The organism is Mycobacterium sp. (assembly GCF_049683935.1).
In the GTDB taxonomy this organism is placed as follows: domain Bacteria; phylum Actinomycetota; class Actinomycetes; order Mycobacteriales; family Mycobacteriaceae; genus Mycobacterium.
In genome coordinates this window covers 24,146-46,157 of sequence record NZ_JBAUJR010000071.1, presented here as the reverse complement: position 1 = coordinate 46,157, position 22,012 = coordinate 24,146, and the positions used below count along the sequence as shown (strand labels likewise).

At 66.9% G+C, this 22,012-nt stretch carries 20 protein-coding genes; 12 read left to right on the top strand and 8 right to left on the bottom strand.

What is annotated here, in order from left to right; translation table 11 throughout:
* Positions 1–78 precede the first annotated feature (78 nt).
* Positions 79–1,533: an HNH endonuclease signature motif containing protein gene (locus WA965_RS03940; protein ID WP_526302983.1), complete on the top strand. Its 1,455-nt coding sequence runs from the start codon at positions 79–81 to the stop codon at positions 1,531–1,533.
* Between the two features lie 21 nt (positions 1,534–1,554).
* On the opposite strand, the gene WA965_RS03935 is transcribed toward WA965_RS03940, so the two are convergent.
* Genes WA965_RS03935 through WA965_RS03925 form a run of 3 tightly spaced genes read right to left on the bottom strand, consistent with a single transcriptional unit; the run spans position 1,555 to position 3,741 of the window.
* A complete protein-coding gene (locus tag WA965_RS03935; protein WP_526302984.1) occupies positions 1,555–1,944 on the bottom strand; it encodes a nitroreductase/quinone reductase family protein in 390 nt (129 codons plus the stop codon).
* Between the two features lie 18 nt (positions 1,945–1,962).
* A complete protein-coding gene (locus WA965_RS03930; RefSeq protein ID WP_526447103.1) occupies positions 1,963–3,141 on the bottom strand; it encodes an acyl-CoA dehydrogenase family protein in 1,179 nt (392 codons plus the stop codon).
* 36 nt (positions 3,142–3,177) lie between these two features.
* Entirely contained in the window at positions 3,178–3,741 is a 564-nt protein-coding gene (locus WA965_RS03925; RefSeq protein ID WP_526302986.1) for a TetR/AcrR family transcriptional regulator, read from the bottom strand.
* 382 nt (positions 3,742–4,123) lie between these two features.
* On the opposite strand from WA965_RS03925, the gene WA965_RS03920 reads away from it, so the two are divergent.
* Together WA965_RS03920 and WA965_RS03915 are read left to right on the top strand one after the other, a co-directional pair.
* A complete protein-coding gene (locus WA965_RS03920) occupies positions 4,124–5,104 on the top strand; it encodes an alpha/beta hydrolase (RefSeq protein WP_526302987.1) in 981 nt (326 codons plus the stop codon).
* Positions 5,105–5,186: 82 nt separating this feature from the next.
* Complete coding sequence (locus tag WA965_RS03915) at positions 5,187–6,185, top strand: MDR family oxidoreductase (protein WP_526302988.1); 999 nt, start codon at positions 5,187–5,189, stop codon at positions 6,183–6,185.
* A 16-nt stretch (positions 6,186–6,201) separates the two neighbouring features.
* Here WA965_RS03915 and WA965_RS03910 read toward each other — a convergent pair whose 3' ends face one another.
* The 4 genes from WA965_RS03910 to hisN form a co-directional block, all read right to left on the bottom strand.
* Entirely contained in the window at positions 6,202–8,460 is a 2,259-nt protein-coding gene (locus tag WA965_RS03910; RefSeq protein WP_526302989.1) for a molybdopterin-dependent oxidoreductase, read from the bottom strand.
* A gap of 30 nt (positions 8,461–8,490) precedes the next feature.
* Positions 8,491–9,702, bottom strand: a complete 1,212-nt coding sequence (locus tag WA965_RS03905) for an acyl-CoA dehydrogenase family protein (RefSeq protein ID WP_526302990.1) — start codon at positions 9,700–9,702, stop codon at positions 8,491–8,493.
* 29 nt (positions 9,703–9,731) lie between these two features.
* Positions 9,732–11,117: an acyl-CoA dehydrogenase family protein gene (locus WA965_RS03900; RefSeq protein ID WP_526302991.1), complete on the bottom strand. Its 1,386-nt coding sequence runs from the start codon at positions 11,115–11,117 to the stop codon at positions 9,732–9,734.
* A 108-nt stretch (positions 11,118–11,225) separates the two neighbouring features.
* Positions 11,226–12,005 carry a histidinol-phosphatase gene (gene hisN / locus WA965_RS03895; protein ID WP_526302992.1) on the bottom strand — a complete coding sequence of 260 codons (780 nt, stop codon included), beginning with the start codon at positions 12,003–12,005 and terminating at the stop codon, positions 11,226–11,228.
* Between the two features lie 23 nt (positions 12,006–12,028).
* Between hisN and WA965_RS03890 the strand changes: the two genes are divergently transcribed.
* Positions 12,029–12,409, top strand: coding sequence for a hypothetical protein (locus tag WA965_RS03890; RefSeq protein WP_526302993.1), 381 nt, complete (start codon positions 12,029–12,031; stop codon positions 12,407–12,409).
* 78 nt (positions 12,410–12,487) lie between these two features.
* Here the strand turns inward: WA965_RS03890 and WA965_RS03885 are convergent, their stop codons facing one another.
* Positions 12,488–13,861 carry an FAD-dependent oxidoreductase gene (locus WA965_RS03885; RefSeq protein WP_526302994.1) on the bottom strand — a complete coding sequence of 458 codons (1,374 nt, stop codon included), beginning with the start codon at positions 13,859–13,861 and terminating at the stop codon, positions 12,488–12,490.
* Between the two features lie 194 nt (positions 13,862–14,055).
* On the opposite strand from WA965_RS03885, the gene prfB reads away from it, so the two are divergent.
* The 8 genes from prfB to WA965_RS03845 all read left to right on the top strand — a co-directional run bounded on the left by prfB (position 14,056) and on the right by WA965_RS03845 (position 21,939).
* Complete coding sequence (prfB, locus tag WA965_RS03880; protein ID WP_178357504.1) at positions 14,056–15,171, top strand: peptide chain release factor 2; 1,116 nt, start codon at positions 14,056–14,058, stop codon at positions 15,169–15,171.
* Positions 15,161–16,117 (top strand): mechanosensitive ion channel family protein, encoded by a 957-nt coding sequence (locus WA965_RS03875; protein WP_526302995.1) that lies wholly within the window; start codon positions 15,161–15,163, stop codon positions 16,115–16,117. The genes prfB and WA965_RS03875 overlap by 11 nt, the downstream gene beginning before the upstream one ends.
* Positions 16,114–16,623 carry an Rv3103c family proline-rich protein gene (locus tag WA965_RS03870; protein ID WP_526302996.1) on the top strand — a complete coding sequence of 170 codons (510 nt, stop codon included), beginning with the start codon at positions 16,114–16,116 and terminating at the stop codon, positions 16,621–16,623. Before WA965_RS03875 ends, WA965_RS03870 begins: the two co-directional genes overlap by 4 nt.
* Before the next feature lie 44 nt (positions 16,624–16,667).
* Positions 16,668–17,357 carry a cell division ATP-binding protein FtsE gene (gene ftsE / locus WA965_RS03865; RefSeq protein WP_526303028.1) on the top strand — a complete coding sequence of 230 codons (690 nt, stop codon included), beginning with the start codon at positions 16,668–16,670 and terminating at the stop codon, positions 17,355–17,357.
* Positions 17,358–18,251, top strand: a complete 894-nt coding sequence (ftsX, locus tag WA965_RS03860; protein ID WP_526302997.1) for a permease-like cell division protein FtsX — start codon at positions 17,358–17,360, stop codon at positions 18,249–18,251.
* A 2-nt stretch (positions 18,252–18,253) separates the two neighbouring features.
* Entirely contained in the window at positions 18,254–18,751 is a 498-nt protein-coding gene (gene smpB / locus WA965_RS03855; protein WP_526302998.1) for an SsrA-binding protein SmpB, read from the top strand.
* The gene (locus WA965_RS03850) at positions 18,748–19,593 is read left to right on the top strand and encodes an EamA family transporter (RefSeq protein WP_526303029.1); all 846 of its coding nucleotides are present in this window, start codon (positions 18,748–18,750) and stop codon (positions 19,591–19,593) included. The genes smpB and WA965_RS03850 overlap by 4 nt, the downstream gene beginning before the upstream one ends.
* A 99-nt stretch (positions 19,594–19,692) precedes the next feature.
* Positions 19,693–21,939: a putative bifunctional diguanylate cyclase/phosphodiesterase gene (locus tag WA965_RS03845; RefSeq protein ID WP_526447101.1), complete on the top strand. Its 2,247-nt coding sequence runs from the start codon at positions 19,693–19,695 to the stop codon at positions 21,937–21,939.
* Positions 21,940–22,012 lie beyond the last annotated feature (73 nt).

The following is a 22,012-nucleotide window of genomic DNA, read 5'->3' as shown; positions in this document are numbered from 1 at the left end:
AAACCTCTTGTGTCACTGTGGTTTCTGGAGTCACATCGAGTACCGGATTTGTCGGTGGTTCGAACTAGTGTTCGATTCATGGGTGAGGTGTCGGACGCGGTCGCGGCGATCAGGTCTCAGCTGGAGATCCTGCACCAGGCGTGTGAGGTGGTGTCGCATCGCGAGTTGGTCGGGCTGCTGGCCGAGGTGACCACGATCGCTCGGTCGATCCCGGCGTTGGAGCATCGCGTGCTCAGCCGGCTTGTCGCGGAGACCGAACCGCACCGGTTGGGGGAGTCGTCGTGGCCGAAGGTGCTCACGACGGCGTTGCGGGTCAGCAGCAAAGACGCCAAACGCCGGTTGCGCGAGGCCGCGGTGTTGGGGCCGCGCCGGTCGTTGACCGGGCAACCGTTGGCGCCGGTGTGGGAGGCGACCGCCGCCGCCCAGGCTCGAGGGTCGATCGGGGCCGAGCATGTGGAGATCATCGCCGGGTTCCACAAATTGCTGCCGTCCTGGGTCGATGTGGGCACCCGGGTGGACGCGGAGGCCCAGTTGGCCAGCAAGGCTGCCGGATTGGGACCCGAAGCGTTGGACGAAGCGGCCGGGGCGTTGTTGATGATGATCGATCAGGACGGCCCCGAACCGTGCGAGAAGGAGCAGGCCCGCACCCGCGGCATCGTGCTGGGTAAACAGCAGCGTGACGGGACCAGGTCGATCCGCGGGCGCCTGGACGCCGAGGCCGGCTCCTACTGGGAGGCGATCCTGGCCAAAGAAGCCGCCCCCGGTGCCAACATCCCAGACGACGAGCCTGACGAGGGCGAGGCCGGTGCCGACGGCGAACCCGGTGCCGACGGCGGGGCCGACGGCGGGGCCGGTGAGCCGCGGGCTGGGTCCGATACCCGAACCCAGGCCCAACGCAACCATGATGCGTTCAAAGCCGTGGGCCGGGCCGCGCTGGCCTCGGGGAACCTGGGCACCCACAACGGGTTGCCGGTCACGGTGATCGTGTCGACGACCCTGCAGGACCTCGAGCAAGGTGCCGGGTTGGCGGTCACCGGCGGCGGATCCAAACTGCCCATCCCGACACTGATCCGGATGGCCGCCCGGGGCGCCCATCACTACCTCTACATCTACGACCACCACACCAAAGAATCGCTGTACCTCGGGCGCACCAAACGGTTGGCGTCGGCGGCGCAACGAATCGTGTTGCACGCCAAGGAACGAGGCTGCACCCGCCCCGGGTGCACCGTGTGCGGCTACAACAGCCAGGTCCATCACGCAGTCGCCGACTGGAAAAACGACGGCCAGACCAACATCGACGACCTCACCTTCGCCTGCGGCCCCGACAACCGGCTCATCGAGAAGACCGGCTGGACCACCCGCAAAAACAACCACGGCGACACCGAATGGATCCCACCACCAGACCTCGACACCGGCCAAACCCGCATCAACAACTACCACCACCCCCAGCGATACCTCCTGCCCGAACACGACCCACCCGAAGACGGGGGCTCACCCGAAGGCGACTCGCTCAAAGACGGGCGCGGTCCATGAAAGCCGCTGTCAGACAAAGGATTAGTCGACAAGGTCGACACGCACCGTCAGCAGGTTGGTGCCGAACGTGCGCACGCCGATGTTGTTGTACCCCGGCAATGTGCGCATCCGTGACTTGGCGTCGTCGTCCGGAAGTAGGTGTGCGGTACCGCGGTGCCAGCGGCCGTTCAACCGAACCCGCACACTCGGGTCGGCAAGGATGTTGCGGACGTATTGCGATTTTTCGCCGAACTCCGAGACGAACCAGAACGCATCAGCCACCCGCCGGCCGCCCACAGGAGTTGTGCGCCGCTCACCGGATTTACGTCCGGTTGTCTCCAGCAACGTTTGAAACGGCATGCGCCGCATCACGCGGTTGGCGACATTCTTCTGGAAGAACTTGGTGACGCGGTCGCGTGCGGTTTCGGCCATCGGAATCCTCTCTGGAGCTCACACCATGGCGGTGCGCGGGATCGTCATCCCCAGGGTCAGCGCCCCCGCGAGTTCGCGGCTCGTGTCGTAGTCGAACACCACGTGGCCCGCGATGACGTCGACGTCGCGTTTGATCCGCTGCAGCGGATTGTCCAGGAAATGGGCGCTTGCCCCCGACGTCCCGAGCAGATCGGCGATCAGCGCGCGCGACTCGTGCACGATGTGCGCCGCGGCCAGCCTGGCCTGCCCGCGTACTGCGCGCGTCACCGGATCGCCTGCGGCGACGACGGCCTCGATCTCGCCCACGGTGTCGGCCAGTAAGCCGCGTAGCGACCGAAGCCGGACCAGCGCCTGCCCGAGGTGTACGGACGCCACCGGCTTGTCTTTCTGCATGACGCCCTCGTAGGCCAGGTATCGCTGCGAGAGTCGCTCTGTATAGATGTCGGCAGCCCGTTCGGCGCTGCCCAGTGCGGGCATCGCAGCCAGCAGTGCGAGTGCGGGCACCATCGGCCAGCGATAGGTGTCGGAGTCGTGCAACGCGGCGCCGGGTGCGCTACCCGTATAGATGTCGGACACGGCCACCAGGCGGTGCGCCGGCACAAAACCCCCGTCGATGACGACGTCGTTGGACCCCGTCGCACGCATGCCATCGGTGTGCCAGACGTCCTCGATGCGCACGGCCTCGATCGGCAACAGTGCCAGCACCGGATGGAGCGTGCTCGGGTCATCCGGTTGGCGTTCACACAGCGCGCCCACGATCACCCAGTTGCCGTCCATCACCCCGGTCGCCCACGACCACCGCCCGGACAGTCGGATGCCCCCGTCGCAGGCCGTGCCGTGGCCCGTGGGCGCGAGCGGCGCCGGGGCCAGGAAGGGCCGAGTGGCAAAGGCCTCGCTCTGCGCCTGCTCGCCGAAGAGCGCGAGCATCCAGTTGTGGAGCGCGTAGAACCCCAACGTCCATGCGCTCGAGGCGCAGCCGTGGGCCATCGCGCGCACGGGATCCAGGATGGCCGGAAACGGCGCCTGAGTGCCGCCGTAGCGGGCTGGAACCAGCAGTTCGATGAACTGCGACGTTGCCGGGTCGGCCAGCGTGGCGGTGGGCAAGCGGCGGAGTTGCTCGGCCTCCGCAGCGCGGGCGGCCAGTCCGGCGACGTAGTCAGAGGTGATGGCCGGGGCGTCGGTCGAGGTCAACAGCATAATCCGAACGTACCATACCTTTTAGTATGGAAGTGGTCAGTGAGCGAGCATCAGGTCGAGAAACCGCTCCTGTTGAGCAGCCAGTTGGGCCCCGGGTGGCGCGTTGGAGAGGTGCAGGAACCCGATACCCGCCGCGAACGTCGCGTTCGCGCGCACGTCGGCGTCGTCGGCGTCGAACCCGGCATCTCGAAACGCGTGTCGGACCGCGCTGAGCACCCTCTGGTCGGCGGTGTGCACGCTCTCGGCGACGGCGGGGTCGGTGCGCGCCCACTCGCGCATCGCGCGCTCGAGGGTCCACTGCCGTGGGCCCACCAGGGCGCCCATCATCTGTGCGAGCCGTTCGCGGGGCGGGAGAACCCCCAACTCGCCGAAGTGACTCCGGTCGCGGTCGCGTAACCCGGCCCACGCCGCGACGACAGCGACTCGGTAGCTCGCCATGTCCTTGAAGTGCCAGTAGAAACTGCCCTTCGTGACACCGAGGCGGGCACACAGTCGGTCGATCTTCAGTGCCTCCAGGCCGTCGTCGGCCAGGATCGCGTAGCCGGCCTCGATCCAGTCGTCAGCAGACAATCTGCCTGCGCCTGCGGGGGCATTGGCCATCCGCTGCAGCCTACTGAACACGCCCGCGTGTGACCGCGGTCATGACTCACACCTGTTACGGGTGCATGACGGGCCTGTCGGCTCACTCGCGCCACCGACTTCCAGTGATTTCGCAGATTTGGGGCGGTCGGCTTTCCTCGGCGTCAGTTTCCGATTCCTGCAGGAAGTGCGCTGTTCGGCGTGGCCGGACTTTCTCACATGCTGGTCACATGCTTTACTGCAACCGCTACAACTGAAGGTTTCTCGGCCTTCGGCGCTGCCTACTGGCTGCTGCGCAATCGTCCGGCAACGGGGTGAATACCTCGATGTCGGCTGTGACCGGCCGAGAAATCGCAGGACAAACCGCATCATGCGGTAACCGGAAGATGGATGGATTGACGGTATGAGACTTCTTGACAAGATCCGCGGGCCCTGGGCGCGCCGGATCGGCGTTGCGAGCATGACGGCGGCGCTTCTGCCCGCGTTGGTCGGCCTCACCGGAGGTTCGGCAACCGCCGGAGCGTTCTCTCGGCCGGGCCTGCCGGTTGAGTACCTGATGGTGCCGTCCGCCGGAATGGGCCGCGACATCAAGGTCCAGTTCCAGAGCGGTGGCGAGAACTCGCCGGCCGTGTACCTCCTCGACGGTCTGCGTGCCCAGGAGGACTTCAACGGCTGGGACATCAACACCCAGGCGTTCGAGTGGTACCTCGATTCGGGCCTGTCGATCGTGATGCCCGTCGGCGGTCAGTCCAGCTTCTACGCGGACTGGTACTCCCCGGCCCGCAACAAGGGCCCGACCGTCACCTACAAGTGGGAGACGTTCCTGACCCAGGAGCTGCCCAACTTCCTGGCGTCGCAGCGCGCGGTCAAGCCGACCGGCAGCGCCGCCATCGGTCTGTCGATGGCAGGCTCCGCCTCGCTGATCCTGTCGGTGTACCACCCGCAGCAGTTCATCTACGCCAGCTCGATGTCGGGCTTCCTGAACCCCTCCGAGGGCTGGTGGCCGTTCCTGATCAACATCTCCATGGGTGACGCCGGCGGATTCAAGGCCGACGACATGTGGGGCAAGACGCAGGACCCGAACAGCGGCTGGAAGCGCAACGACCCGATGGTGCAGATCCCGCAGATCGTCGCGAACGGGACCCGCATCTGGATCTACTGCGGTAACGGCCAGCCCAACGAGCTCGGCGGCGGCGACCTGCCCGCCACGTTCCTCGAAGGTCTGACCATCCGCACCAACGAGACCTTCCAGCAGAACTACATCGCCGCCGGCGGTAACAACGGTGTGTTCAACTTCCCCGACAACGGCACGCACAACTGGGCGTACTGGGGCCGGGAACTGCAGGCCATGAAGCCTGACCTGCAGGCGAACCTCCTCCGATAGCAAGCTGACGAACGAAGCCCCTGACCGCTTGGCGGTCGGGGGCTTCTTCGTCTGAGTACCCGCGTTGGCTACTGTGGCCGTCATGACGGAAATCAACGCGATGGTGGCCCACGAGGATGCCGAGGGCGGCATCGTGCTGCGCCACGAGGTGGTCGACGAATCGTTCCTGCCCGAGGGTGACGTCGAGATCCGTGTCGAGTACTCGAGCGTGAACTACAAGGACGCACTGGCGGTCACGCCCAAAGGTGGAGTGGCGCGGTCGTATCCGTTGATTCCGGGGATCGACGTCGCAGGTACCGTGACCGCGAGTACGTCGCCGGAGTTCGCCGTCGGTGACGCGGTCGTCGCCCACGGTCAGGACATCGGCACCGGTCGGCACGGCGGTTACGCGCAGGCGGCGAGGTATCCCGCTGACCTCGTGGTCAAACTGACCACCTTGAGCCCGGCCGAGGCGGCGGCGATCGGCACCGCCGGTTTCACAGCGGCCATGAGTGTGAATGCGCTGCGGACACATGGCATCACGCCGTCCGCCGGCCCTGTGTTGGTGACCGGCGCCACCGGCGGTGTGGGCAGCGTCAGTGTCGACCTGCTCGCCGGCCTCGGCTACGAGGTGGTGGCGTCGACGGGGAAGGCCGACGCGCACGATCTGCTGCGGGAACTGGGTGCCGCCGAGGTCATCGACCGGGTTACCGGCCCCGAGGACAAAGTGCGTCCCCTGGGTAAGTCCCAATGGGCCGCAGTGGTCGACTGCGTCGGCGGGAAGACGCTGGCCCATGCGCTCAGCACACTGAACTACGCTGGCGTGGCCGCTATTTCGGGACTCGCCGGGTCGGCGGACCTGCCGGCCAGTGTTCTGCCTTTCATCCTGCGGGGGGTGACGCTCGCCGGCATCGACTCGGTGCTGCTCCCCATCAAGCAGCGCCGCGAGGTGTGGGCTCAGATCGAGTCCGAGCTACAGCCGCGGCACCTGGCGCGGATCACCCAGGACGTCCCGGTCCGCGAGGTCGCCGACGTTCTCGGGCGCATCATCGGGGGCGGCGTCACCGGCCGCACCCGGGTGGTCGTGCACGACGGCTTCTGACGCGGGCTCGCTGTGCTCACCCGGCGGCGGGCGCCGGAACCACCTGGCACTGCACCCCGTTGACGACCTGGGTGTTGCTGGGAACATCAATCAGCGCAGCAGGATTGAGCACATTTGTGTTGACGCCCGGGTGGGCGTTCGCAATGCTCATCTGAGTGCCGTCGACGCCATGGCCCCAGCCGTGGGGTAGCGACACCACGCCGGGCATCATCTCCTCGGTCACCTCGGCGGGCACGCGGATGGAGCCCTCGGTGGTGGAGACATCAACCGGTAGGCCGTCGGAGACGCCGAGGTGAGCGGCGTCGGTGGGATGGATCAGCAGCGTGCAGCGATCCCTGCCACGCATCAGACCGGCGACGTTGTGCAGCCAGGAGTTGTTCGATCGCAGGTGTCGTCTGCTCGTCAGCACCAATCCGTCACTGGCGCGGTCGATCCGGCTGAGAAGCCTCGGGAGGTCGGCGGTCAGCAGCGGATGCATCAGTTCGATCCGGCCCGACGGTGTGGTCAGCACTTCCGAGAGACGACCGCCCTCCAACTCGCCCAGCCTCAGCCCATCGGGGTGGCGACGGACCTCGTCCAGCGTCAGTCCGCCCGGCCGGCGCCCGAGGTCGTCACCCCAGGGGCCGGTGCGGATACCGAGGTCGATCATCCGCTCGGGTCCCCGGCCCCTCAGCGCCGCAAAGACTTCCATCGGGTCACGGCCGAACAGGGGAGTGTCGGCAGCCTGGCACGCGGTGTGGATGATGCCCTGGGTGTACAGGTCGTCCATCGCGGATATGTCGACGTCAGGGATCGGTGTGCCGACCACTGCTCCCGCCAGGCGGAGCATGATCTCCCATTCCTCGGGGCGCCCCGCAGGGGCAGGTAAGACGGCGTCGGACCATTTCACACACGATGCGATGGCGTACATCCAGTACAGGTCGTCGCAGTGGGCGCGTTCCAGCGGAGACAGGCCGGGCAGGATCACGTGTGCGTGCCGTGTTGTCTCGTTGAGCCAATTGTCCACCGAGATCATGGCTTCCAGCCCGCCGAGCGCCGCATCGAGGCGGCGTGCCCCCGGTGCCGAGATCGCCGGATTGCCGGCGACGGTGACCAGCGCGCGGATCTGACCGTCGCCGGGAGTGTCGATCTCCTCGGCCAGGCAGCTGATCGGGAATTGCCCGAGAACTTCCGGTGCCCCGCGCACGCGACTGCGGAACCGGCCGAACTGCCAGCCCGGCCCGTCCTGGTCGGGGGGTTTCATGAACATCGGCGACCAGACCGCGGCTTTGGGGAAGACCGCGCCGCCAGGACGGTCCACCGAGCCGAGTGCCACGTTCAGCACGAACACCAGCCAGGTGGCCAGCGTGCCGAATTCCTGCGTACACGTGCCTATTCGGCTGTAGATCACCGGACTCTCGGCGTCGGCCAGCCCAGCCGCGAGTCGACGGATCGTGTCGGCGGGGATGCCGGTGGCCGCGGCTACCCGCTCAGGTGGAAACTGCGCAGCCAGCGCGATGACGTCGTCGAGTCCTGCCACCATCTCGTCGAGATGGCTCGGGCGGCGGATCCAGTTCCGTTCTTCGAGAGTGTGCAGCAGCGCGAACAACAGCAGTGCGTCCGTGCCGGGGCGCACCGGTACCCATTCCGTCGCCCGCCGTGCCGTCTGGGTCCTGCGGGGATCGACGACCACAACGGTGCCACCACGCTCGCGGATCGCCGCCAGTCGACCCATGATGTCGGGGGCGGAGAGCATCGATCCTTGCGACGCAGAGGGGTTGGCGCCCAACATCATCAGGTGGTCGGTGCGGTCCAGGTCGGGTATGGGCGCATTCCACATCCCGCCGAAGAGCAGCGCGCTGACCACGTTGAGCGGCCACTGATCGACCGTGCCCGGGGTGTAGTACGCGGGCATTCCCGCCGCCCCCGCCAGGCCGACCAGCGCTCCGACGTAGGTCTCCAGCCCGAGGTTGTGGGCGACCGGGTTTCCGATGTACACCGAGATCGCGCCCGCTCCGTGCCGGTCCAGAACCGGCCGTAGGACCCTCTCCGCTTCGGCGAACGCGTCGTCCCATGACACCTGCACGTGCTCACCGCCGCGGTGACGCACCATGGGTAGACGTAATCGATCGGGGTCCTCGTGGATCTGGTTCAGCGAGGCGCCCTTGGGGCACAGGTGCCCGCGGGACCACACATCGTCGGGGTTGCCCCGAACAGCGCCCACGGCGTCGCCGTCCACGGCGACCCGCAAGCCACACATCGCCTCGCACAACGGACAGGTGATGCGGTGCTCCACGAGCGCACGGTAGCAAGCCGTGCGCCCCGGTTACTTCAGTTCAGCCGATGACAGGCCGAGCAGGCGGCGGGCCACCACCAGCTGCTGGATCTGCTGGGTGCCCTCGAAGATGTCGAGGATCTTCGAGTCGCGGGCCCACTTCTCCAGAAGCGCCCCCTCCGAGTAGCCGGCGGTGCCCGCCAATTCCACGGTCTTGAGCGTGATGTCGCTGGCGACGCGGGCAGCTTTCGCCTTGCCCATCGAGGCTTCCTTGGAGTTCGGGATCTTGTTGTCCGCCTGCCACGCCGACCGCAGGGTGAGCAGATAACCGGACTCCCAGTCGGCCTCCATCCGCAGGAACTCCGCGGCCGCAGCGCTCTGGGCGTGAGCGGGCTTGTCATAGGAGATGTCGATGCCGGCGTCGGTCAGGATCTTGCGCAGTTCTTCCAGCGCGGCGCGGGCGATACCCACCGCCATGCCCGCAACGACGGGGCGGGTGTTGTCGAAGGTCTCCATGACCCCGGCAAAACCCTTCTCGACGTTGATGTCCGGGCTACCCAGCAGGTAGTCCTTGGGGATGCGGACATCCTCGAAACGGATCGCGGCGGTGTCGGAGGCCTTGATTCCGAGCTTGTTCTCCAAACGCTCCACCGTGACGCCGGGGTGTTCGCGCGGCACGATGAACGACTTGATCGCCGCCCGTCCCTTGGTCTTGTCGAGCGTCGCCCAGACCACGATGTGCGTGGCGCGCGATCCGGCCGTGACGTAGATCTTCTCGCCGTTGATCACGTACTCGTCGCCGTCGAGTTTCGCGGTGGTCGTCACGGCGGCGGAGTCGGACCCGAAACCCGGTTCGGTGATCGCCATCGCGGCCCACACCTTGCCGAGCCGCTCGAGTTGCTCGTCGGTCGCGACACCGGAGATCGCCGCATTGCCCAGTCCCTGGAAGGGGATCGACAGCACCAAGCCGACGTCGCCCCAGCTGACCTCGACGATGTTGAGCACGGCGGACATGTTGCCCCCGTTGATGTTTCCCTTCGGGCCGTCGTCTCCGTCCCGGAACGCCTCGGCGCCGGCGAACGAGATGGTCTTGGCCTCGGAGATGCCCTCGAACAGGGTCGCGACGGTGTCCAGTTCGACGGGGTACGCGTGTTCCTTCAGGTCGTACTTGCGTGAGATCGGTCGCAGGATCTCCGCCGCGCCCTGATGCCCCTTCTCGATGACCGCCTGCAGCTTCTTCGGCAGTTCCAGATTGATTGCCATGTGAGTCTCTTTTCCGTCAGGTCGGTGAGTTAGAGGACCACGACACCCTCGGCGACGCCGATGGCCCGCAGATCGCGGTACCAGCGCTCGACCGGGTGTTCTTTGGTGAAGCCGTGGCCGCCGAGCAGCTGGACGCCGTCGAGGCCGATCTGCATGCCCTTGTCGGTGCCGAGCTTCTTGGCCAGAGCCGCCTCGCGGGCGAAGGACAGCCCCTGCTCGGCCCGCGCCGCGCCGCGCCACGTGATCAGCCGCAGTCCGTCGAGTTCGATGGCGATATTGGCGCACATGAAGGCGACGGACTGCCTGCGGGCGATCGGCTCTCCGAAGGCCTCGCGCTCCTTGACGTAGGGGATGACGTAGTCGAGCACCGCGTGTGAGGTTCCCACCGCCAGCGCTGCCCAGCCGAGGCGTGACAGCGCGATCGCGTCGCTGTAGAGCTGGGCGTAATCGGCTGCGGGAGCGTCCAACTCACCCAAACGCGCGCTGAGCGGAACCGAGACCTTGTCGAGTTCGACCCGGCCCAGCGCGGCGGCGCGGATGCCCATGCTCGGGTCAGCCGTGATGGTGAGCCCCTTGCTGGCCGCCTCGACGATGAACAGCGCCGGCTTTCCACCGAGCTGGGCGGCGACGATGAAGATCTCGGCGTCCGCGGCAGCCGGTACCAACGACTTGACGCCGTCGAGCCGGTATCCGCTCGGGGTGCGCACCGCGGTGGTTTTCAGCGCAGTCGGGTCGAACAGCGGCTGCGGCTCGGCGATCGCGACACAGGCCTGCGGAACGTTCTCGCCTGCGAACTCCTTGAGGTAGGTGGCCTGCTGGTCGGCGCTTCCCCAGTGGGTGAGCGCCGATGCGACGCCTCCCGGCGCCAGGATCGGCAGGGCCAGCCCCATGTCGCCGTATGCCAGCGCCTCGGCGACCAGCGTGTTGGTGACGGTGCTGCGCCGCTCGGCGATCCCGTCGAAATCCTCGGGGATGTTGATCGCCGTGATGCCGAGTTCGGCGGCCTTGGCGATCAGATCCGGCGGGTACGTGGCTGCCTGGTCGGCGTCGTGCGCGGCGGGCCGCAGGATCTCCTCGGCGAACTCGTTGACCGTTTCGACGATCATCTTCTGGTCGTCGTCGGGGGTCAGGTCGAAGTAGTCGGCGCCGCTGGGCTTGAGTCGGGTCGCCGGCTTGCCGAGGCCCTGGATGCGCTTGAACTGCCGGGTCGAGGCACCCGCTGCGGAGAAGCCGTGTTTGACGCCGTACTTGATGCCCCGGTTGAGCGGGTCGCGCAGGTTGTACTTGTCCAGGAACTCCTGGCCCATGATCGGCGTGAGCAGCGCCATTCCGATGTCGATCGCTGAGCGCTTGTGCTTCTGGAGGCCGACGGCGCTCTCGCGACCGCGTTGCTTGGACGGCAGGGTGTTCGTCATTGGCAGCTGCCCTCGGTTGATGGTCGGAGATGCGCGAACGCGCAACTGACTCCAGAGTAAGGTATAGGAACTGACCGACGAGTAAGGTACTGCGATGTGTAAGGCACGTCACACGCCGAATCGGGCGATCACCGCGTCGTGCAGCAACCCGTTGGTCGCCACCGCGCTGCCGCCGTGGGGGCCCGGCTGGGCCGCCATGTCGGTGAACCGGCCGCCTGCCTCGCGCACCAGGATGTCCAGTGGCGCCAGATCCCACACCTTGACCTCCGGTTCCACAGCGATGTCGACGGCGCCCTCGGCGACCAGGCAGTACGACCAGAAGTCGCCGTAGCCGCGCATCCGCCACACGGCGTCGGTGAGTTCGACAAGCTTCGACCGGTCCTCGTCCCAGCCGGTCGACAGGTCGGAGAACGACAGGCTCGCCGAGCCGAGGTCGCTGACCCCGGACACCGAGATCTTCCTGGTGGTGCCACCGAATGAGGTGAATGCGCCCTGATCCTGGCCGGCCCACCACCGCCGGCCCAGCGCGGGTGCACTGGCGACGCCGACCACCGGCACCCCGTCGACGAGCAACGCAATCAACGTCGCCCACACCGGCACCCCCCGGACGAAGTTCTTGGTGCCGTCGATCGGGTCGAGCACCCACTGCCGACCGCTGAATTCCCTGGTGCCGCCGAACTCTTCGCCGAACACCGAGTCCTGTGGCCGCAACTCGCCGAGCCGGTCACGTAGCAGCGTCTCGGTGTCGAGGTCGGCGTCGGTCGCCGGCGTCATGTCGGGCTTGGTCTCCACGCGCAGGTCGACCGCACCGAACCGCTGCATCGTCAGCGAGTCGGCCTCGTCGGCCAGCTGGAGGGCCAGCTGCAGGTCATTTGCATAGGTGCTCATAGCAGCCGTCCTACCATGTGGGGGTGTTCGAACTCGCGATCATCCTGATGCTCGTCGGCGCGCTGTTTCTCATTGCGCGGCCGTATCTCATGCGGCGCCGTGGCGGAGGTGGCGGTGGCGCCGGTTCCGGATGGCCGCAGGGCACCCTCCTGGTCACCGGAGTCAGCCCCCGACCTGACGATGTCACGGGTGAGCAGTTCGTCACGATCACCGGCGTCATGAACGGACCCACGGTCAACGAACACGCCGTGTATCAACGCCTTTCCGTCGACGTCGACCAGTGGCCGACGATGGGACAGCTGTTCCCGGTCGTCTACTCCCCGAAGAACCCCGACAACTGGCGGTTCGCTCCGCAGATGGAGCCGCCGCCGCCACCTCCGCCGCCACCCGCGCAGCACGGTTGACTCCCGCGTCGTCGTCAGCCCGTCAGCCGTGCTTGATGGGCTGACTCCTCACGGGCTCGTCCCTCGCCCGCTTCGTCATCAGCCGTGCCCGATGCGCAGCAGCTCGGCCACAGTCGTCAACTTGACGCGGGGCCGGCCGCTACCTTCGCCCGCCGAGCGTTCGTGCGCGTCGATCAGCTGCCAGTGATCGGTGGTCACGACCTTCGGCTGTCGCTCGACGAGCCACTGCGCGAGGTGATCAGCGTGATCGTCGGGGAAGTCGGCGAGGTCGGCGACGCTGAGGTCGGCCAGCAGCGTGTTGACGGTGTCCTGGGAGTCCTTCTTGTTGGTGCCGATCACTCCGCTGGGTCCGCGCTTGATCCATCCGGCGACGTACTCCTTGCGGCTACCCGCCACCCGTCCGTCGACGTGCGGAATGGTCCCGGCGCGCTCGTCGAACGGTAGGCCGGGGGTCGGCAGCCCGCGGTAGCCGACCGCCCGCACCACGAGCTGGACCGCCAGCTCCTCACGCTCGCCGGTGTCCTTGGCCGACACCCGGCCGTCGGCGTCGCTGACCAGCTCGTTGCGCCCGAGCACGATCGACTCGACCCGGTCGTCGCCCCGGATCTCGATCGGCGAGGTGCCGAACCGGAACACGATCCGACGGGTGGCCTCGCTCGGTGTGCGTTCGGCGTACTGCCGCAGCACCTTGATGTTGTTGCGGACCGTCTTGCCCGCTGCCTCCAGATCCTCGTCGGTGATGTCGGCGAAGTCGGCGGGGTCGACGACGATGTCCACATCGCCGAGCGCCTCGAGCTCGCCGAGTTCTCGGAGTTCCAAGGTGGTGAACGGTGCCTGCAGCGGGCCGCGCCTGCCCACGACCACGACTTCTTCGACGCCACCTGCGTGCAGCGACTTCAGCGCGTGGTCGGCGATGTCGGTGCCCGCAAGACTCTCGGGGTCGCTCACCAGGATCCGGGCGACATCGAGTGCCACGTTGCCGTTGCCGATGACCACGGCGCGATGACGGGTCAGATCGGGTGCAATCTCCTCGAAGTGGGGATGCGCGTTGTACCAACCGACGAAGTCGACGGCGGCGACGCTGCCCGGCAGATCCTCTCCCGGGATTCCCAGTGCCCGATCCGATTGTGCGCCGGTGGCATAAACGACGGCGTCGTAGCGCTCCGCCAGCTCCGCCGGGTGTACGTGGTCACCGACCGCGACGTTGCCGAAGAACCGGAACCGCGGGTCCAGCGCCGTCTTCTCGAACTGGGCGCTGATCGATTTGATCTTCGGGTGGTCGGGAGCCACGCCCGAACGCACCAGGCCCCACGGGGTCGGAAGCATCTCGAGCATGTCGACGCGTACGTCGCGGTCACCGGAGGCCGCGAACTTCAACAGGGACGCGGCGGCGAAGTACCCGGAGGGTCCTGAGCCGACGATGGCCACGTGATACGGCCGCATTGGGGGCATATAGGGCTGCCTTCTGTCGCTGGCGGGCCACATGCGAGGGCTGTCGCGGTGTGGCCGAACGAGGGTCCAACCCGATGCTAGATCGCCACCGAGGTCGGACGCGGGATTCTGCGGCGGTCGCCGGGATCGGATTCGAGAATGTGCCGAGACAGCCGTGGCATCACCGAGCTGCACGGTGAGTACCCTGAACTCTCGTGGATCCTGACCGTCAATCCGATATCGCCACCCTGGACTCCACGCTCACCACCGTGGAGCGTGTGCTCGATGTCGAGGCGCTTCGCGGCCGTATCGAGCAGCTGGAGCAGGAGGCCTCCGACCCGAACCTGTGGGATGACCAGTCGCGGGCGCAGAAGGTGACCAGCGAGCTGTCGCACGCGCAGAACGAACTGCGTCGCGTCGAGGAACTGCGCGGCCGGCTCGACGATCTGCCGGTGCTCTACGAGATGGCCGCAGAAGAGGGCGGCGCCGGCGCCGAGGAAGCCCTCGCCGAGGCGGACGCCGAACTCGAGAAGCTGCGTGAGGACCTCGCGGCGATGGAGGTCCGCACCCTTCTCTCCGGTGAGTACGACGAGCGGGAAGCCCTTCTCAACATCCGTTCCGGCGCGGGAGGCGTGGACGCCGCCGACTGGGCCGAGATGCTGATGCGGATGTACATCCGCTGGGCCGAGCAGCACAAGTACCCGGTCGAGGTCTACGACACCTCCTACGCGGAGGAGGCGGGCATCAAGAGCGCGACCTTCGCCGTGCACGCCCCGTTCGCCTACGGCACGCTCTCGGTCGAGCAGGGCACCCACCGGCTGGTGCGGATCAGCCCGTTCGACAACCAGGCCCGGCGTCAGACGTCGTTCGCCGAAGTCGAGGTGCTGCCCGTCACCGAGACCACCGACCACATCGAGATCCCCGAAGGCGACGTCCGGGTGGACGTCTACCGGTCCAGCGGGCCCGGCGGTCAGTCGGTCAACACCACCGACTCGGCGGTTCGACTCACCCACATCCCGACCGGTATCGTGGTGACTTGCCAGAACGAGAAGTCGCAGCTGCAGAACAAGGTGTCTGCGATGCGCGTGCTCCAGGCAAAATTATTGGAACGCAAGCGTTTAGAGGAGCGGGCCGAGATGGACGCCCTCAAGAGCGACAGCGGCAGCTCCTGGGGTAACCAGATGCGTTCCTACGTGCTGCACCCCTACCAGATGGTGAAGGATCTGCGCACCGAATACGAGGTCGGAAATCCAGCCGCCGTGCTGGACGGAGACATCGACGGCTTCCTGGAGGCCGGTATCCGGTGGCGCAACAGAAAAGATGACGACTAGTACCTATCAGGCCATCAACTTCGCCGAGGGCTGGCACAGTTTCTGGCACGGCGAGATCGGCAGATGGCTGCTGACACAGGGATTGCAGATCGCGCTGCTGCTCGTCGGCGCGCTGCTGGCCGCCCGGTTCATCAGCTGGATCGCACGCCGGGTGACGCGGCGCATCGATGCCGAGTATCAGGAAAGCGACCAGCTGGTGCGCTCCGAGAGCGCCAAACACCGCCAGGCGGTGGCGTCTGTGATCTCGTGGGTGTCGATCGCGATTCTGTTCGTCGTCGTCGCGGTCGAGATCACCGACGTGGTCAACGTTCCGGTGGGTTCCCTGGTGGCACCGGCGGCGGTGCTCGGTGCGGCACTCGGTTTCGGCGCGCAGAAGCTCGTGCAGGATCTGCTGGCCGGGTTCTTCATCATCACCGAACGCCAGTACGGGTTCGGCGACCTGGTGCAGGTGAACATGCTCGGCGCGCCCAACGAGGCCGAGGGCACTGTCGAGGAGGTCACCCTGCGCGTGACCAAACTGCGCACCAGCGAGGGCGAGGTGTGGACCGTCCCGAACGGCAACATCGTCCGTTCGCTGAACATGTCCAAGGACTGGGCGCGCGCCGTGGTCGACATCCCGGTGCCCACCACCGCCGACCTCAACAAGGTCAACGAGCTGCTGCACGCCGTCGGCGTGGACGCGATGGAAGATGAGGGACTCAGCGCACTTCTGCTGGACACCCCGCAGTTGATGGGTGTGGAGAGCATCGAACTGGACACCGTCAACCTGCGGATGGTGGCCCGGACGCTACCCGGCAAGCAGTACGAAGTCGGCCGCCGACTGCGCATCCGGATCATCGCGGCGCTCAACCGCGCCGGGATCGCCACCAGCGACCACCCGCCGACGGTGGACACCATCGCCGGCAAGGCGGAGGTGGCTCAGAGCCGGTCGGAGTCGAAGCAGTGAACATCCGACAGAAGCTGAGTGGTTGGCGCCGGGAAGGCCGCGGTTGGCCCCACTACCTGCCGGGCGGCCGGATCCGCACGTCGACCGCCGGCCTCATCGTCGCCTTCATCCTGTTGTCCTGGGTTTCCCAGGTCTACGAGCCACCGGCCCAGCCGGCAGCCCCGGAATCGGCGATCGTGCCACCGGGCTTCGTGCCCGACCCGAACTACACCTGGGTGCCGCGGACCAACGTGCGCCCCCGCGAGACCGAGACCCCCGCGGAAACCACCACCACCACGACGACGACCGCCGAACCCACACCGACGACCAGCCCGACAGAGCCGACGACGTCACCGGGGGAGACGCCGACCACCACCGCTCCGGGCGATCCGTTCGCCCCGCCGACGACAACGATGATCGACCCGGACGGGGCCGGTCCGCAGGGTCCGCAGACCTTCACCCAGGCGCCCGACGCCACACCCACGGTGACCGGTCCGGTGCCGCCCACACCGGCGCCACCGCAGTAGCGCTGAGGAAATCGGATGTCTCCCCGCTACACTGGCGTGCCGTGATGATCACCCTCGACCACGTGTCAAAGCAGTACAAGTCGTCGGCACGTCCAGCGCTCGACAACATCTCGTTGAAGATCGACAAGGGTGAGTTCGTCTTCCTCATCGGACCGTCGGGTTCTGGCAAGTCCACGTTCATGAGACTGCTGCTGGCCGAGGACCAACCCTCGTCCGGCGATATCAAGGTGTCGAAGTTCCACGTCAACAAGTTGTCCGGGCGACACATCCCGGGTCTGCGGCAGGTGATGGGCTGCGTTTTCCAGGATTTCCGGCTTCTGCAGCAGAAGACGGTGTTCGAGAACGTGGCGTTTGCGCTCGAGGTGATCGGTAAGCGCGGTGACGTGATCAACCGGGTGGTCCCCGACGTGTTGGAAATGGTGGGCCTGTCGGGAAAAGCGAACCGATTGCCCGCCGAATTGTCCGGCGGCGAGCAGCAACGCGTCGCCATCGCCCGCGCATTCGTCAACCGGCCGCTGGTGCTGTTGGCCGACGAGCCGACAGGCAACCTCGACCCTGACACCAGCAAGGACATCATGGACCTGCTCGAGCGGATCAACCGCACGGGCACGACGGTCCTGATGGCCACCCACGACCACCACATCGTCGACTCGATGCGCCAGCGCGTCGTCGAACTCGAACTCGGCCGGCTGATTCGCGACGAACAGCGCGGCGTCTACGGAATGGACCGATAAGTGCGCTTCGGCTTTCTCATCAACGAGGTCCTTACCGGGCTTCGACGCAACGTGACCATGACGGTCGCGATGATCCTGACCACGGCGATCTCGATCGGTCTGCTCGGTGGCGGGCTACTGGTGGTGCGACTGGCCGACCAGTCCCGCGACATCTACCTCGACCGGGTGGAGAGCCAGGTCTTCCTCACCAACGACGTCTCTGCCAACGACCCGTCGTGTGACGCCGACCCGTGCACGGCGCTGCGCCAGGCGATCGAAGACCGAGACGACGTCCGCTCCGTGCGGTTCCTCAACCGCGACGAGGCGTACGACGACGCGATCCGCAAGTTCCCGCAGTACGAAGACGTCGCGGGCCGAGACGCGTTCCCGGCGTCCTTTGTCGTCAGGCTCGAGGATCCCGAACAGCACCAGGACTTCGACCAGGCGATGGTCGGTCAGCCCGGCGTGCTCAACGTCCTGAATCAGAAGGACCTGATCGACCGACTGTTCGCGGTGCTCGACGGGTTGTCGAACGCGGCGTTTGCGGTGGCGTTGGTGCAGGCGATCGGGGCGGTGTTGCTGATAGCCAACATGGTCCAAGTCGCGGCCTATACGAGACGCACCGAGATCGGCATCATGCGTCTGGTGGGCGCGAGTCGCTGGTACACGCAGTTGCCGTTCCTCGTCGAAGCGATGCTGGCGGCACTGCTGGGTGTCCTGATCGCCATCGGCGGCCTGATCGCGGTGCGGGCGCTGTTCCTGGAGAAGGCTCTCGACCAGTTCTATCAAGCCAATCTGATTGCCCGCATCGACTATGCCGACATCCTCTACATCGCCCCCATCCTGCTGTTCGTGGGCGTGGCGATGGCAGGTGTCACGGCGTACGTCACGCTGCGGCTCTACGTCCGAAGATAGCCATGGCCAAGAAACCCAAAGTGGCCAAGGACAGCAACAACCAGGTGGTGGCCAGCAATCGCAAAGCGCGGCACAACTACGCGATTCTCGAGACCTTCGAGGCCGGGATTGCGCTGATGGGCACCGAGGTCAAGAGCCTGCGCGAGGGCCAGGCATCGCTGGCCGACGCGTTCGCCACCCTCGACGACGGCGAGATCTGGTTGCGAAACCTGCACATCCCCGAGTATCACCACGGCAGCTGGACCAACCACGCGCCCCGGCGGAATCGCAAGCTGCTGCTCCACCGCCGGGAGATCGACAATCTGATCGGCAAGATCCGTGACGGCAACCTGACCCTGGTCCCGCTGTCGCTGTACTTCACCGGGGGCAAGGTCAAGGTGGAGCTGGCGCTGGCACGCGGCAAGCAGGCCCACGACAAACGTCAGGACCTGGCCCGCCGGGATGCCGAGCGTGAGGTCACCCGTGAGTTGGGCCGCCGCGTCAAGGGCATGACCTCCTGACCGGCATCATCACTGCGCTGATCGCGGCGCTGGGCTACGGCGTCAGCGACTTCGTCGGCGGCATCGCGTCGCGCCGGGTCGCCGCCCTTCGGGTGGTGCTGGTCTCCTATCCGGTCGCGTTGGTGATGCTGATCGTGATCGCGGTGCCGTTCGGGGGCCAGGTCGGTACCGCTGCCATCGTGTGGGGCCTGCTGTCCGGAGTGGCCCAGGCGTTCGGTGTGTGGTGGTTCTACGCGGCGCTGGGGTCGGGTCCGATCTCGGTGGTGTCGCCGCTGACGGCAATCCTGGTTGCCGGCATCCCGGTGGGTGTCGGGCTGGCGCTGGGGGAGCGGCCCGGGCCGATTGCCCTGGTCGGGGTCGTGCTCGCGCTCGCCGCCGTGGTGCTGGTCAGTCGCGAGGCAAGCGATGAGGACGTCACCGCGCACAAGTTCACGGTGAAAGTGGCCTGGCTGACCGTCGGCTCCGGGGTCGCGTTCGGGATGAACTTCGTGATCCTCGACCAGGTGCCGGTCGAGGCGGAGTTGTGGCCGCTGGTGTTCGGGCGGATAGCTGCGACCGCGATCGTGCTGCTGGCGGCGGCCGTCACGGCCAATCTGGTGCTCGAACGCGGCATTCCGCTCCGGTTGGCGGTGTTCGCCGGGGTGCTCGACACCGTCGCCAACGTCGCGACACTGCTGGCGTTGCAATCGTCGATGTTGTCGCTGGCCGGGGTGCTGATCGCGCTGTACCCGGCGGCGACGGTACTGCTGGCGATCATGGTGCTGCGTGAGCGGGTCACCCGCTGGCAAGCAACCGGCATGGTGCTGGCTCTGGCATCTGTCGGAATGATCGCCGCGGGTTAGCTACCGTCATGGGCACGCCCGAACTCCGGGGCTGCCCGCGGCGGGAAGGAGCGGTCGATCAAGGCATACCACCTGCGGATCTACCTGTTCGTCTTCGTCGTGCTGGTGGTGTCGGTCAACGCGCTGGCGCTATGGGGGGACGAGGCGGCTCGTCGCGGAGAAGCGTTACTCCAGCTGAGTACCGGATTGGGGGCGGTGGTCTTCGGCGTGGTCGTCGCGTTGCGGGTGACCGGGGCGGCGCGCTGGTGGCGGCTGCTGACTGCGGCGGCGTTGCTGAGTTGGCTTGTCGGCCAGGCGTTCTGGTGGTCCAGCGGAGCCGGTGCGGATGCGGCGCCCGCGCCGCCGGCCGCTGTCGTCGCCTACCTGATCTGCCCGGTGTTCGCGTTGGCGGCGGTGGTCGCGCTCGTGCGAGCCAGTGGCGCTGCGCCTGAAAAATCGGCGGGCCCGCCCCGGCATTCCGTGCTCACGACCGTCCTCGACGGTGTGGTGGCGGCCACGTCCTTCATCATCCTGATCGCCATGGGCGGGTTGGGCGCCCACTCGATGGCGTCGCTGCCCCGCTCGGGAAACGCGGCGGTGGAGATCATCTTCTCGATTGCCGAGTTGGTCGTGGTGGTCGCGGCCGTCGTGATCACGATGCTCTACACACCCGACCAGCCCCATCGGTCGCACTATCTGTTCTTGGCCGGCGGCATCGTCACCATGGCCGCATCCGACCGAATGCGCGCCTATCTGGACGAGGTGGGCGTGGACAACGCAGACCTGTGGAGCGGCGTCGGCTTTGTCGTCGGGCCGCTGCTGCTCGCCTACGCGATGCTCGACTATCGGCAGTCCGCCGTAGCGCCCCGCAAGCTGCGCGAGCAGGAGATGGACTGGGCGCAGCTGATCCTGCCGTATCTCGGATTCCTCGGAATCGCGGTCCTTTTTGCCTTCCACGTCCTGATCGGTCAGCAGTTGCAGCCGTTCGTGGTCTGGGTGACGGTGCTGCTGGTCTTGCTCGTGGCTATTCGGCAGGTGGTGGCGATCCGCGCCCAGCACGTGTTGACCCAGGAGCTGTCGTGGGCGCAACTCGGGCTGGCACATCAGGTACACCACGACGCGCTGACGGGCCTGCCCAACCGCCTGCTGTTCGGCCAGCGGCTCGACAGTGCGATGCGCGGAGGCGGGCGATTCGTCTTGATCTTCGTCGCCCTCGACGATTTCAAGGAGGTCAACGACCGGTTCGGCCACGCCGCGGGGGATTCGCTGCTGCGGGCGGTCGGTGAGCGACTCCAGCGGTGCGTGCGCGACGTCGACATCCTGGCCCGCGTCGGTGGCGACGAGTTCGCGATCTTGATCGACGGTGAGTCCGAGGAGCCGGAGGTGGTCGCGGACCGTCTGCGGGTGGCCCTCCGGGATCCCTTCCCCGTGCACGGCTCATCGGTGCGGGTGCGGGCCAGCATGGGACTGGTCCGGCCGAGTGTCGGCGACATGACGCAGACCTCCGACGACCTGCTCAGGCAGGCAGATATCTCGATGTACGCGGGAAAGCGGCTCGGCAAGGACACCGCGGTGGTGTACCAACCGACGGCGGGGGTCCGCGGGGACTTCCCGACGGCGCTGCGCAAGGCAGCCGGTGGAGTTCCCGCCGGATTCAGCCTGGCCTATCAGCCCATCGTGCGGTTCCCGGACAGGGCGCAGGTGGCAGTCGAAGCCCTGGCGCGGTGGACCGCGCCGAGCGGTATCGACATCTCGCCCGAGACCTTCGTCGCCGCCGCGGAAGCGTCCGGGCTGGGTGCCGACCTCGACGCCCTGGTCCTCGACATGGCGTGCAGTGCGGTCCAGACGGCCGGCCTGGATCTCGACATCCACGTGAACATCGGCGCAGCGCGGCTGGGCAACCCGACCTTCGAACAGCATGTCCGCTTCGCTCTGGCGAGGTACGACATCGATCCGAGCCGGTTGGTCGTGGAGATCACCGAGACCGTGCCCATCGTCGACCTCGCCGACGCCGCGGCCCAGATCACCCGGTTGAATGCGCTGGGTGTGAAGGTGGCGCTCGACGACTTCGGTGCCGGGTTCAACTCGCTGATGTATCTGCACGCGCTGCCGGTGCAGGTCGTCAAACTCGACCGCAGTTTCGCCTCGGGCACCGATCCGGCACGCAGTCTCGCGCTGTATCGATCGGTGGTCGGGCTGTGCAACGAGTTGGGGCTCGCGGTGATCGTGGAGGGTATCGAATCCCCGGCACAGGCGGAGACGGTCTTAAACGCCGGCTGCCGGCTGGGCCAGGGCCACCTGTTCGGAAGTGCGGTGCCCATCTCGGAACTCGGCCATGGCTATGAGACCCGCAACGCGCCGGTCTGATGTGGCCGTTTGATGCGCCGAACGTGCACTCACTGCCGCTCTCGCGCAGTTTTCGCAGCAGTGGTTGCACGCT

Excerpts from the sequence above, each read along its gene's own strand:
- WA965_RS03940 (WP_526302983.1), top strand. The coding sequence starts at position 79 with ATGGGTGAGGTGTCGGACGCGGTCGCGGCGATCAGGTCTCAGCTGGAG.
- WA965_RS03935 (WP_526302984.1), bottom strand. The coding sequence starts at position 1,944 with ATGGCCGAAACCGCACGCGACCGCGTCACCAAGTTCTTCCAGAAGAAT.
- WA965_RS03930 (WP_526447103.1), bottom strand. The coding sequence starts at position 3,141 with ATGCTGTTGACCTCGACCGACGCCCCGGCCATCACCTCTGACTACGTC.
- WA965_RS03925 (WP_526302986.1), bottom strand. The coding sequence starts at position 3,741 with ATGGCCAATGCCCCCGCAGGCGCAGGCAGATTGTCTGCTGACGACTGG.
- WA965_RS03920 (WP_526302987.1), top strand. The coding sequence starts at position 4,124 with ATGAGACTTCTTGACAAGATCCGCGGGCCCTGGGCGCGCCGGATCGGC.
- WA965_RS03915 (WP_526302988.1), top strand. The coding sequence starts at position 5,187 with ATGACGGAAATCAACGCGATGGTGGCCCACGAGGATGCCGAGGGCGGC.
- WA965_RS03905 (WP_526302990.1), bottom strand. The coding sequence starts at position 9,702 with ATGGCAATCAATCTGGAACTGCCGAAGAAGCTGCAGGCGGTCATCGAG.
- WA965_RS03900 (WP_526302991.1), bottom strand. The coding sequence starts at position 11,117 with ATGACGAACACCCTGCCGTCCAAGCAACGCGGTCGCGAGAGCGCCGTC.
- hisN (WP_526302992.1), bottom strand. The coding sequence starts at position 12,005 with ATGAGCACCTATGCAAATGACCTGCAGCTGGCCCTCCAGCTGGCCGAC.
- WA965_RS03885 (WP_526302994.1), bottom strand. The coding sequence starts at position 13,861 with ATGCCCCCAATGCGGCCGTATCACGTGGCCATCGTCGGCTCAGGACCC.
- WA965_RS03875 (WP_526302995.1), top strand. The coding sequence starts at position 15,161 with ATGACGACTAGTACCTATCAGGCCATCAACTTCGCCGAGGGCTGGCAC.
- ftsE (WP_526303028.1), top strand. The coding sequence starts at position 16,668 with ATGATCACCCTCGACCACGTGTCAAAGCAGTACAAGTCGTCGGCACGT.
- smpB (WP_526302998.1), top strand. The coding sequence starts at position 18,254 with ATGGCCAAGAAACCCAAAGTGGCCAAGGACAGCAACAACCAGGTGGTG.